We start from the raw sequence: 12,403 nt of genomic DNA, 5'->3' as shown, positions 1-12,403 counted from the left end.
GGAACTGATGAGGGATAGGGGATTCGAGTTTCGACCCTAAGAGGTACTAAGGGTCTGCAAACGATCCCCTATCCCTCATCAGTTCCGCCGCCCGCCCAGGTTCCCCCTTCTTTCCGGCTGTTGACTGGCTAGCTAGAGGTAAAAAGATTTACATCAGACGTCAAGGCTTTTCTGAAAATCCCTTGAAGATCTATGTAAATGTTATTCTACATAAATGTCGATGTAGAAATATCGTTTTTAATCAATCTAGTGGAAAGCGGGACAGGCAGAGAACGGTATGAAAATATTCGAATTAATGAAGAAAAAAGCCTAAGGAGATGGTATGGAACCCATTTAGAGGTATTCTAATATCATAGTAAGGCCCGTAAAAGATAAAACGAGGCAGGTAGAAACTGATTTCCATATCAGCTTCTACCTGCCTCGTTCTGCCCTTACAGGCCATAATATCTCTTAGGGGCAAATCCCGAATCCCCTCGCCATTAAAAAGCTTATTTATAAGCCTTTACAACCGCCTTCAAAAGTATCTTAGGATCTTTTGCATACGGAGAAACCGGGCACACATCTCTGTCGATGCCCATCAGTCCGTAAACTGCAAGTCTTGCGGCTCTCACCGAGTATTCCTCAGTAAATACCATATCCTCCGGTATCTCAACAAACTGGCTCACCATAGCGAAATTGGTGGAGCCTGCCGGTATTACTTCCGGACGGTCGGTCATCTTACGAGGTTCAAACTGAGCGTCCACATATGGCATATAGCATGGAATTACGTTGACAACTGTCTTGAGCAGTTCCTCAATCCGCTCCTCAGAAAGGTGCAGATGGTGAAGATATTCAACCAGCAGCTCTTTTCCGGTACATTCCTTCATCGGTTTCTTTACATAATCGCCGATGTGGTCGGTATACAGTCCGTAACCCCAGAATATCGTCTGATCCAACGGCTGATTTCTGAAATGAGGCTGCGCAGCCACAACACTGCTCATCAGCCAGCTGGAATCCTTAAATGTCATAAGCGCTCCGCTTCCCGGAACATTGCCTGTGAAGCGTTCGATCTCTTTTAACATTTCATTGCCATTGCAGGTTACGGTGAAGCTCAGCCAGTTTGTCTCATGCTCTTTGGTGAAAAATGGCTCCGGATTGCCAAGGCCGGGCTTTTTCGCTGCAACCTTTGTCCATAACTCGCCTGATATCGGCCGCAGTTCCGGCGCCGGTGCCGGGGTGTCGTAGTCGCCCAATGTGGCGCTGTCCGTCATGCAGGCATTGGTCATAATACAGATATCGCCGGATTTGAGTTCAACCGTCTTCTCTTCTCCATTGTCATTTAAATATAATTTCTTGGCAGTAATGCCTTCGCCATCCTCAAAATCGATGTCTGTAACCGTACAGTTGTGAACAAAATTAACTCCCTTCGATCTCAGGAACTCCTCAAGAGGGCGGATCACGCTGTCATACTGGTTTAACGGAGTTCTGGTTACGCCTTCCAAAGTCTCAATTCTGCTGAATTCGAAAATCATACGCTGCATATAGCGGCGGAATTCATATAAACTGCTCCATTTCTGGAATGCAAATGTAGTCTGCCACATGTACCAAAAATTCGTGGTGAAGAAATGAGGCATTCCGTCAAACCACTGCTGAATTGTCATGTTGTCCAGCTTCTTCTCATCCGTGCGCATTAATTTCAGAAGGGCCATTCTTTCTTCCTGATTAAAGCCCATGCTCTCCACATTCTGAATCTTGCCGTCTTTGTCCACCAAACGGGCTTTTGCGCAGGTTGGGTGAGCGTGGTCAAAATTGAGAATTTCTTCCGTTACGCTGCGTCCCGGCTGATCGAGAGAAGGAATATCCCTGAACAGATCCCAGAAGTTTTCATAGGTTTCTTCATTCAGCATACGTCCGCCACGGCATACAAAACCTTTTTCCGGGGTTCCGATTCCGTCGTTGCTGCCGCCCAGAATGTGCATGCCTTCATAAATTGTGATGTGATCGCCCGGAAAAGCGCAGTCGCGGACAAGATATGCCGCAGCTGCCATAGTTGCCAGGCCCCCGCCTACCATATATGCATAAGTATCGCTGTAATCCCTGTTAGCGACCTCGTTTTTTATCTCTTCATAGTCATTTTTATCCTGTTTCTTCTTTACCGAATCATAAATCATTTTGCCAACTACGCCAGCACCGGCTGCCATGACGCCTGCCTTTAACCATTTTCCTGCATTTTTTCCCATGATATAAATTCCTTTCTCCTGTTTATTATCTCTATCTAACATAGTTTTATACACTATATTTTAGCACACTTCACCGGTAATGTCTTGTCTCTCTTGTCAAAAAAAACGACATCCTATAAAGAATGTCAAAAAAGCAGACAGATTCTGTGATCTGTCTATCGTATTTTACCCCCGATTCTTTTATGATAAAAAAATCAGGGGGGATTCTTATGTCAGTAGAAAATAATCTCCGTCTTTCCATGCTGAAGACGGCCTTGTTCCATCAATTGAAAAACCACAAAAAATCACCGGAACGCACTGCCCGGAACATCGAGGAGATACTGCAGCTTTTTGCAAAAGTTGATCCGGATAAGCAGACCGGACTTCCCGGCCACAAAGAACTTTTGGATCTGCTTCAGACCCATTCCCGCGAAGATTGTCTCGACCTGATCCTGCACTATTTTGCTGAAAAAGATTCTTGATCCAATAGTTCCCGGCTGCGCATATACGCGGCCTTTTCGCTGTCTCTCACCAGCCGTTTCAGCCGGTATGCCACCTTTTCCGGAGGTATTTTCATGCCCCTTTGTGACCAGGAGATGATGATTCCGCAGATTCCGTAAGCATAAAATTCCGCGTCGAACTCCTTTTCTTCCAGTTCCAGCTTGTTATTCCTGTCCAGCGCCTCAATCGCTTCTAAAAACAGAGTTTTGGCCATTTCAAACAGGTAGCTTTCGAATGTATGCTCCTGTTCTTTCAGCGTGTTCATATAAAATGTTTTCTCATTCTGCATGATCTGAAGCATTTCCAGAAATTTAACGTCCCAGTTTTCAAAAGAAATTCCATCCGTAATCTTAGAAAAATTCTCATTGTAAAAAATCCAGCTGAGCAGTTCATATTTGTCCTGAAAATGATAGTAAAACGTCTGTCGGTTCAGGCCGCAGGCCGTCGTAATATCCGCGATTGATATTTTGTCAAATGCCTTGTCCCGGCACAGATTTTTCAGCGCCTGGGCAATGGCCTTTTTGGTAATTAATGACTCTGACATCCATTTCCTCCAGTCGTATTATGATAACATCCTATTGGTGGTCCGTAAGATAATCCGCTAAACGGGCAAACTGCTCCAGCGTCAGCGCTTCGCCCCGGATGGACGGAGATACCCCGAGACTTTCAATGGCAGCACCAATTTGTTCTTTTGTATACTGTATCTCCGGCGAATTATTTAACCCATTCTGAAGGGTCTTCCTCCTCTGGTTAAAGGACGCCCGGATCAGTTTAAACATCAGATTCTTATCCTTAACCTGGACAGGCGGATTCTCATGCCTTGTCAGACGGATCACCGCAGAGCCCACATTGGGCCTTGGCATAAAGCAGTTGGGCGGTACATTGGCCACAATATAAGGCTCGGCATAATATTGAACCGCCAGGGACAGAGCGCCGTAATCCTTGGAGCCCGGCCCCACCTGCATACGGTCTGCCACCTCTTTCTGAACCATCACGGTGATGTTGTCAATGGGCACTCCTCCTTCGAACAGCCCCATAATAATAGGCGTCGTGATGTAATAAGGAAGGTTTGCCACCACCTTAATGGGCCTGCCTTGATTATATTCCTGTGCCAGCTGATTAATATCCACTTTTAAAATATCATCGTTAATAATTTTTATATTGTCATAATCTTTCAGCGTTTCATTCAGAATTGGTATCAGGTTAGTATCGATCTCCACCGCAATCACCTGCCTGGCTGCGTCGGCCAGATACTGAGTCATCGTGCCGATTCCCGGCCCGATTTCCAGCACCAGATCGTCCTTTGTCACCCCCGCCGCTTTAATAATTTTGTCCAGCACATGAGTGTCAATCAAAAAATTCTGCCCGAATTTTTTCTGAAATGCAAACTGGTATTTCTGAATGATTTCAATCGTATTTTTAGGGTCCCCTAAATTAATGCGCATATAAATATCCTTTCTTTTGCTGTTCTTCCTCTATCATTATCCTAACAGATCCCGTATCTTTATACCAGTCTGTAAAGCTGCCTGGCATTCCGGTTGGTGATATCGATCACTTCTTCCGGAGGTATATTCTTGATCCGGCTGACCGCATCCACCACATAAGGCAGATTCAGGGAAGAATTCCTCTTTCCCCGGTTGGGCACAGGCGCCAGATAAGGACAGTCTGTCTCCAGTACAATCCGGTCCATAGGCATATATTCCACCACTTCTTTTACCTTTTTCGCGTTATTAAACGTCAAAACACCGCCGATTCCCAGGTAAAATCCCATGTTTAAGTATTCCCGGGCCATCTCCACTCCATAGGAAAAGCAGTGAATGACGCCCCCTATCTCTTCCGAATGCTCCGCTTTCATGATATCCAGGGTATCCTTTGCCGCATCCCGGCTGTGTATGACCACCGGAAGTTTTACCTCTCTTGCCAAATTCAGCTGTTTTACAAACCATTCCTTTTGAATGCCGTGTTCCGGCTCTTCCCAGTAATAATCCAGCCCGATTTCACCGATTGCCACTATTTTTGGAGTTTTTGAAACGGTTTTCAGCCAATTTAAAAGCCGGTCGTCCAGTTCGGCGGTTTCACTGGGGTGAACGCCTGCGGCGCCGTAGACGAAAGGCCATTTTTCCATTAATTCCAGCGTGTTTTTTGTGGTTTGGATGCTGGCGCCTATATTTACCACCGCTTCTATGCCCTGGGTTTGCAGGGAGCTTAGAAGGGCGTCTCTGTCTTCGTCAAACGCTTCATCGTCGTAATGAGCATGTGTATCAAAAATCATAGTTCCACCTCTTATCTATTTTTTTACATTAAGGGTGAAGGCATTTTTAAAAATGCCTTCACCCTTAACATTAAATGACTAGGTCACCAATGTAAATCTGATCAGATAAAGGATCATCAAATGCACCGGATAAAACCAATAAAACAAATATTTCAGCCTCAGTTTCCCCCGTTCCCCATTATAAAACCAGATGGGAACTAACGCCAGCGCCCCGGCCCCATAACACACCGAGCTCTCATACGCCGCAATCCCTCCGCACAGAACCGTTCTCTGCATTTTATTATCATGAAGAAGGTAAAAAGCCGTAATCAGCAAAATCCCGACCACTTCATAGTCGGTTCTGAGCACATACGCCGCCCCGCATCCGGCAAGAAAGGAAAGCGCCTGCCCCCATCCGTTATTCGGATTTTTGCTCATGCCATACAGCACTAAAAGCCCGATCAGCAATGTAAAATATACATTCTGAGAGCGAAAATCAAAGGGCACGCCGTACAATGCCAGGTCAAATGGAATTTCGGAAACAAATGCAAATACCGCCATCCGGCCAATGTATTTTTTCACATTTCTTGTATGAACAAATCCCTCCACCAATAAAAAACAGAAGATTGGAAATGCCGGGCGTCCGAGAGTGCGGAGCACAAAGTCAAAATCATTCCACCAGTTCGCCTGGGCTTCGCTCATCGGCATATTTAAAATGTTTTGTCCATAGTAATTTAAAATTCCTTCTTCGATCAGGACTGCGCCGATATGGTCGGTCACCATCAGTATAATTGCCAGCAGTTTCAGGGTATTCCCATTTATTCCGCTCCGGCGTTTCCGTACTGGTCTAATCTCTATCTGATTCAATGAATTCCTCCGGATTATCAATATCGTTTTATTTATTTCCTTCCTAGCATATCACAAAAAGGCTGGGAAGGATATCCCCTTCTCAGCCCTGTTTTGTACAAAATATTTCTCAGTAAAAGCATCAAATACCCAGAGTGAATGAAAAATTCATTCTAGCAGATCTCTGCGCCTGAAGGCATCTTCTTCTCCGGAACCATCAGGGACAGGTTGCCGTCGGCATCTTCTGCACAGAGAAGCATTCCCTCAGACAGCACTCCGGCCAGCTTTGCAGGTTTTAAATTCACCACAACCATAACCTTTTTGCCCACCATCTCTTCCGGTGAGTAATGAGCTTTGATTCCGCTGACGATCTGTTTTACCTGGCTGCCGATCTTTACCTGGGAGCAAAGGAGCTTTTTGGACTTGGCAACCGCTTCACAGGCGATGATTTCACCTACCTGGAATTGGAGTTTTGCGAAATCCTCGTATTCGATCTCCGGTTTTGCTTCGATATCGATCACATCTTCCGCTTCGGCTGCCGGCGCATCTTCTGCATCAGCTGCGGCCTCGGCTGCGTGCATGGCTTCCACTTTTTCAAGCACTTCTTTTAAATCCATACGGGCAAACAGGATTTCCGGTTTATCCGTCACTTTGCTGCCGGAAGGATAAAGGCCGAATTCTTTCATTTCTTCCAGAGAGCGTTTCTGCGCGTTCAGCTGGGTCAGGATTCTTGCAGAGGTTTCCGGCATGAAGGATTCCAGCAGGGAAGCGCCGATGGTAATGGCCTCTACCAGGTTGTAGAGAACGGTTGCAAGGCGGTCTTTCTGCGCTTCATCTTTGGCAAGCGCCCATGGCATTGTCTCGTCGATGTATTTATTGCTTCTTCTGAAAATGTTGAAGATCTCTGAAATGGCATCCGCAACACGCAGATTGTCCATCTTCGCGTCCGCTTTCCCAACAGCCGCCAGAACAACCTGTTTTAAGTCCTCGTCTACTGCATCGGAAACTCCGCCATTGCGCACCTCTCCGCCAAAATACTTATTTGACATGGAAATGGTGCGGTTAACAAGGTTGCCCAGCACATTTGCAAGGTCTGAATTCATGCGTTCCACCATCAGCTCCCAGGAGATGACGCCGTCATTGTCAAACGGCATCTCATGAAGCACAAAATAGCGGACTGCGTCCACGCCGAAGAAATCCACCAAAGTGTCCGCGTATAATACGTTTCCTTTGGATTTGCTCATCTTTCCGTCGCCCTGAAGGAGCCACGGATGTCCGAATACCTGTTTTGGAAGAGGAAGATCCAAAGCCATCAGGAAAATCGGCCAGTAAATCGTATGGAAACGGATAATGTCTTTACCGATCAAATGAAGGTCCGCAGGCCAGTATTTCTCAAATAATTCCCCGTTATTGCCGTCGCAGTCATAGCCAAGACCGGTGATATAGTTGGTCAGTGCGTCCAGCCATACATAGGTCACGTGTTTCGGGTCAAATGACACCGGAATGCCCCAGGTGAAGCTGGTTCTGGAAACACAGAGGTCCTGAAGTCCCGGAAGCAGGAAGTTGTTCATCATCTCATTTTTTCTGGAAACCGGCTGGATAAATTCCGGATGGTCGTTGATATGCCGGATCAGACGGTCTGCATATTTACTCATCTTGAAGAAATACGCTTCTTCTTTGGCGGGCTGAACTTCACGTCCGCAGTCAGGACATTTTCCATCCACTAACTGAGACTCGGTGAAGAAGGATTCGCATGGAGTGCAGTAAAGCCCTTCATAATATCCTTTGTAAATGTCGCCTTTGTCATATAATTTTTTGAAAATCTTCTGAACCTGAACCTCGTGTTCTTCATCGGTGGTGCGGATAAATTTATCGTAAGAAGTGTTCATCAAATCCCAGATGGAACGGATCTGAGCTGCCACATTATCAACAAATTCCTTCGGTGTGATTCCTGCCTCTTCGGCTTTTAACTCAATTTTCTGGCCATGCTCATCCGTACCGGTCTGGAAACGGACCTCATATCCCTGCTCTCTTTTATAGCGGGCGATGCTGTCTGCCAGCACGATCTCATACGTGTTGCCGATATGAGGCTTTCCCGACGTATATGCGATGGCCGTCGTGATATAATATGGTTTTTTGCAATCTCTGCACATGTTTTGTACCCTCCTGTTTTTCCTCTTTGTTAAAATCCGGTATTAGAGCGTTTTTTATTTCATAGGACGAACTTTCCTATAAAATAAAAAATCCCGCCTTTAAATTTCTTTAAAGACGAGATAAAATCCCGTGTTACCACTTTAATTGTCGGATACCTCGCGATATCTTCCTCTGCAACTGCCATATGGCAGTTTGGCACAATAACGGGTGCTCCCGTCGCCGCTTAACCCGGTTTCCCGGCTCAGCCGCGAAGCTCCAAGACCATGTTCGGCAGTTTCGTCTATTCCCCCTTTTCAGCTCCCGGGAGTCTCTGTCCATAGCTACATTGCCTACTCTTCTTTTCACAGCGCTTCTTCTATTCTTTTATAAAGTAATTTTAGTTTAATCGTTTCCAATCATTTTGTCAAGGGGACCTTTGACCGTTGCATTTCCGGCTCCGGCGCTGGTATCGGAAGGACGGACCGGCGTTATTTTCATGGATTATGGGCCGCGCGATTAAAAATTGTTATGTGTTGTATTCTATTTTAATATAAATTATAATAGGATAATGAAATGCTGAAAAAAGAGGATTGGAGAATATTTATGCAAACACGCAAACGCAGAATTTACTATATGATGATGGCCCTGCTCCTCACGCTTTGTCTGTTATCGGGCTGCATTACCCGCCCGCAGGCACCGGACGAACCGGACCCAACTGCAGAAACCACCGAAAAAGCTGAAAAATATGAGACTTATCAGGAAGACGCCCTGAAAGTTCAGGAAGAATTTGACCAGTTGACCGAAGATATTTTCCGGGACAATATCTCAGAAAGCCTGATTAACCTCCACTACACGGTGGCAGATCCGGCCAGCTTAGGGATTACGGATTACAGCACCGGATTCGGGGATTTTACCCTGGAAGCTATGAAAGAGGATCTGGATGACACAAAAGATATCCTGGATCAATTGGACGGTTATAATAAAGATCTTTTAAGGGATGACCAGAAGCTGACTTACGACATCCTGAAGAGTTCTCTGTCCACAGAGGTGCGTTCCGAGGGAATGGAACTCTATTACCAGCCGGTAGCGCCCACTATCGGAGTTCAGGCACAGCTTCCTATTTTGCTGGCTGAATATGCATTTTACAGTAAAAAGGATATCGATGAATATCTGATTCTCTTATCTCAGATTGACGAATATTATGCCCAGATTATAGAGTTTGAAAAGGCACAGTCTGCGGCGGGACTTTTTATGTGCGATTACATTTTAGATGAGGTTTTGGAGTCCTGTCAGGGATATCTGCTCTCTCCGGAGCACAGTTTTTTGACGGAAACATTTGCAGAAAGGCTGGATACCGTGGAAGGGGTGACCGATGAAGAGAAGGCCGCCTATATTGAAAAGAACCGGCAGATTCTGGAATCGGACTTCATTCCTGCCTATCAGATGCTGACGGAGGAACTGGAAAAACTACGGGGAACGGGAACTACGGAAGCCGGATTATGGAGTCTTCCAAAGGGATCTGACTACTACAAATATATGATCGCCTCCAATACAGGCACTTCCTATACCACTGTGGATGATCTTAGAAAAGCCATTGAAAATCAGATAGACAGCGATTTAATGTCCATGTCAAAGATTATCAGGGATAATCCTCAGGTTTTGGATCTGCTGGACAATTACTCTTTTAATAAGACGGAACCGAAAGAGATTCTGGAGGATCTTCAAAAGCAGCTTCCAAAGGATTTTCCTGATCTGCCGCCTTGCTCATATACCGTGAAATATGTGCCGAAAGCGTTGGAAGGTTCTTTAAGCCCTGCATTTTATCTGACCCCTCCTCTTGATAATTTTGAAAATAACGTGATCTACATCAATGGAAATGATAAGTACAGCAGCGAGGATCTCTATACCGTGCTGGCTCATGAAGGGTATCCGGGACACCTTTACCAGAATGTGTATTTCCTCAACCAGAACCCCTGCCATCTGCGCAGCTTAATGAGCTTTTCCAGCTACAGCGAGGGCTGGGCGACTTATGTGGAGAATTACAGCTATGGGCTGGATAACGGTTTAGACCCTATGCTGGCCGAAGTTCTGGCTTATAATAATTCATCTACATTGGGACTTCATGCATTATTGGATATTAATATTAATTATTATAAATGGACGAAGGAACAGGTGGCTGAATACCTGGGACAGTATTATAATATTGAAGGAACTGATATCGTGGATAATATGTATTATGCCATGATCGCCAATCCTACCAATTATCTGGAATATTATGTGGGATATCTGGAGATTATCCAGATGAGGGATAAGGCTCAGAAGACTTTGAAGGATGATTTTAATTTGAAGGAATTTAATAAATTTATGCTGGATATCGGGCCTGCGCCGTTTAATGTGATTACTACTTATTTTAAGGAATGGCTGTTGAATTATCATTTGCAGTAAACCGGGCGGGATTTATCCGGGGCGTGAAGGGATTTCCGAAAAAGCCTTGAGGGTTGATGTAAAAAAAGAGCGGCATTGAGTTTTTTAACTCTATCGCCGCTCTTTTTTACATCAACCCTCAAGGCTTTTTCAGAAATCCCTTCACGTTCTGGGTAAATCTTACTTCTTCATAGAATAATATTCCAGATAATCGTCATCACCATGTTCAAAATGTCCGCCGGAATAGTTCTCACCGTTCACAAGCAATTTCAGCTTATCCAGCTCAAAATTCTCAATAAATGTATTGCCCACAGCTCCCAGCATCAGATCGTCTCCGGTCGAACCGGAAGAAGGTACTTGTGACAGGTCTAAGGTTCCGATCTTTTCACTGGCTTCGGTGCTCGCTTCCTTCTCTGAACCAGGTCCTGCTTCTGCATCATCGCTGCCGCCGGTCACCTCAAAGCTCAGCACTTTTGTTCCGTCTTCCAGAACGCCTTCCTCGATCAGCTTGTCCACCAATGACTGTGCATCCAATTCCTTCACCTCAGTCATCGTTTTTTTCAAACCGGTTGCATCCTCGTTGCCCGAAAAAATGGAAACGACATCCACGGATTCCGCCGTAGGATCAGGAACTTTATCAAACGCTCCTCCCGGAGCTTGGGTTTCAACTTCTCCCATGTCCACCTTATCACCTGCAGTGTTTTGTTTTTTTGTAGTTGGTGTGCAGGCAGCCAATGATAACATCAGCGCAGCTCCTACAAAACACATCATAAATTTCTTCATCGTTGTGTAATGCCTCCTTGACTAATTCTTCTGTTGGCTGCGAAACCAAGTATCTAATTTCGTCAGCGCGTTCAATAAAGCTTTTCTCTCACTCTCATCCAGACTGTCCATAATGCTTCCTATCATCGCTCTATGGAAATCCTTATGATGCTGATAAGCGACTTTTCCTTTGTCAGAAAGAGAGATATAAACGACCCGCCGGTCCTCATTTCCCCGGCTTCGGATGACATAGCCTTTTTTCACCAGACTGTTCATCGCAATGGTCAATGTGCCCACGGTTACCGACAGTTCTCTGGCTATGGCAGACATGTTCTTAGGATCATCTATACCGATGGCATCGATTACATGCATATCATTATTCGTAATATCTTTGAACTCCTGGGTAATAATGGCCTGCTGCTCGATGTCCATCACATCACGGAACAGCTTTACCCACAACTCATTGAATGCTTCGTAATTATCCACTTTTTTCCCCTTCATCCTAGTTCGATCAAAGCTTCCAAATGATTATACATTATTTTGGCATTCAAAACAACTACCTAAAACTTAGGAAATTCTTACATATCCTGGAAATAATGCCGATTTCACATAATATTCACAACTGCTTTTCCACGTTTTATTACGATCAGCGCAGCAATTGTGCAGACCTGCTGCACAGTTACCACAACTCTATCCCATCATCATTCCCGCCAAAACCACGCTAGCGATCAGCCCCGTCATGGTGGTGAGAAGCGCGCCCGCAAGGGTATATCTTGTTTTCGTCACTTTAGCCGTCACGAAATAAACGCTCATAGTGTAGAAAATGGTTTCCGTACAGCTGAGCATCAAAGATGTAATTAAACCAAGACTGGAATCCGTTCCGTACTGCTTAAAAATATCCAGAGCCAGACCGGTGGCCGCGCTGGAAGAAAACATCTTCACAATGGCTACCGGAAGCAGCTGGGACGGAAACCCAAACCGGTCCGTCACTTTTCCGAGCACATCGGCCACCGCATCTAAAAATCCGGAAGCACGCAGCACTCCCACCGCCACCATAAGCCCTACCAGAGTAGGCATGATCTCGACTACCGTCTTTGCGCCTTTTTTCGCGCCTTTCACGAAATCGTCGTAAACCGGACGTTTCATCAAAACGGCAAATCCTACTATATAAAAGATTATAATAGGAATAATAAAATCTGAAAGAACTGTTAATAGCTTCATAGTATCACTTTCGAAAAGAATCTTACTACCATAATATTAATGCTTTTCATATTCCATAACCTGTTAT

11 protein-coding genes and 1 other annotated feature are annotated in these 12,403 nt (G+C 45.2%); of the genes, 2 read left to right on the top strand and 9 right to left on the bottom strand.

Features of this window, described 5'->3' with window-relative positions:
- Positions 1–488: 488 nt before the first annotated feature.
- Positions 489–2,219: an oleate hydratase gene (locus C0033_RS25945; RefSeq protein WP_103230758.1), complete on the bottom strand. Its 1,731-nt coding sequence runs from the start codon at positions 2,217–2,219 to the stop codon at positions 489–491.
- Between the two features lie 209 nt (positions 2,220–2,428).
- On the opposite strand from C0033_RS25945, the gene C0033_RS25940 reads away from it, so the two are divergent.
- Positions 2,429–2,680, top strand: coding sequence for a hypothetical protein (locus C0033_RS25940; RefSeq protein ID WP_103230757.1), 252 nt, complete (start codon positions 2,429–2,431; stop codon positions 2,678–2,680).
- On the opposite strand, the gene dhaS is transcribed toward C0033_RS25940, so the two are convergent.
- From dhaS to metG, 5 genes are all read right to left on the bottom strand, one after another.
- Positions 2,656–3,243 (bottom strand): dihydroxyacetone kinase transcriptional activator DhaS, encoded by a 588-nt coding sequence (gene dhaS / locus C0033_RS25935; protein WP_103230756.1) that lies wholly within the window; start codon positions 3,241–3,243, stop codon positions 2,656–2,658. The two genes, C0033_RS25940 and dhaS, sit on opposite strands and share 25 nt — an antisense overlap.
- A 31-nt stretch (positions 3,244–3,274) precedes the next feature.
- Entirely contained in the window at positions 3,275–4,144 is an 870-nt protein-coding gene (gene rsmA, locus C0033_RS25930; RefSeq protein WP_103230755.1) for a 16S rRNA (adenine(1518)-N(6)/adenine(1519)-N(6))-dimethyltransferase RsmA, read from the bottom strand.
- A 59-nt stretch (positions 4,145–4,203) separates the two neighbouring features.
- The gene (locus tag C0033_RS25925) at positions 4,204–4,971 is read right to left on the bottom strand and encodes a TatD family hydrolase (RefSeq protein WP_103230754.1); all 768 of its coding nucleotides are present in this window, start codon (positions 4,969–4,971) and stop codon (positions 4,204–4,206) included.
- A gap of 78 nt (positions 4,972–5,049) precedes the next feature.
- On the bottom strand, positions 5,050–5,817 hold the full coding sequence (locus C0033_RS25920) for a TraX family protein (protein WP_242984599.1): 768 nt from the start codon (positions 5,815–5,817) through the stop codon (positions 5,050–5,052).
- Between the two features lie 152 nt (positions 5,818–5,969).
- Positions 5,970–7,949 (bottom strand): methionine--tRNA ligase, encoded by a 1,980-nt coding sequence (metG, locus tag C0033_RS25915; protein ID WP_103230753.1) that lies wholly within the window; start codon positions 7,947–7,949, stop codon positions 5,970–5,972.
- Between the two features lie 108 nt (positions 7,950–8,057).
- Positions 8,058–8,304 (bottom strand) — a binding site (T-box leader).
- 228 nt (positions 8,305–8,532) lie between these two features.
- Between metG and C0033_RS25910 the strand changes: the two genes are divergently transcribed.
- A complete protein-coding gene (locus tag C0033_RS25910; protein ID WP_103230759.1) occupies positions 8,533–10,374 on the top strand; it encodes a DUF885 domain-containing protein in 1,842 nt (613 codons plus the stop codon).
- A gap of 159 nt (positions 10,375–10,533) precedes the next feature.
- Here the strand turns inward: C0033_RS25910 and C0033_RS25905 are convergent, their stop codons facing one another.
- The 3 genes from C0033_RS25905 to C0033_RS25895 all read right to left on the bottom strand — a co-directional run bounded on the left by C0033_RS25905 (position 10,534) and on the right by C0033_RS25895 (position 12,336).
- Entirely contained in the window at positions 10,534–11,136 is a 603-nt protein-coding gene (locus tag C0033_RS25905; RefSeq protein WP_103230752.1) for a GerMN domain-containing protein, read from the bottom strand.
- A gap of 21 nt (positions 11,137–11,157) precedes the next feature.
- Positions 11,158–11,601 (bottom strand): MarR family transcriptional regulator, encoded by a 444-nt coding sequence (locus C0033_RS25900; RefSeq protein ID WP_347501227.1) that lies wholly within the window; start codon positions 11,599–11,601, stop codon positions 11,158–11,160.
- Positions 11,602–11,805: 204 nt separating this feature from the next.
- Entirely contained in the window at positions 11,806–12,336 is a 531-nt protein-coding gene (locus tag C0033_RS25895; RefSeq protein ID WP_103230750.1) for a nucleoside recognition domain-containing protein, read from the bottom strand.
- Positions 12,337–12,403 lie beyond the last annotated feature (67 nt).

This window comes from Clostridium sp. chh4-2, assembly GCF_002899675.1.
Classification (GTDB): Bacteria; Bacillota; Clostridia; order Lachnospirales; family Lachnospiraceae; genus CHH4-2.
The sequence above is the reverse complement of the archived record's forward strand: the minus strand, read 5'-3'. Positions and strand labels throughout refer to the sequence as shown.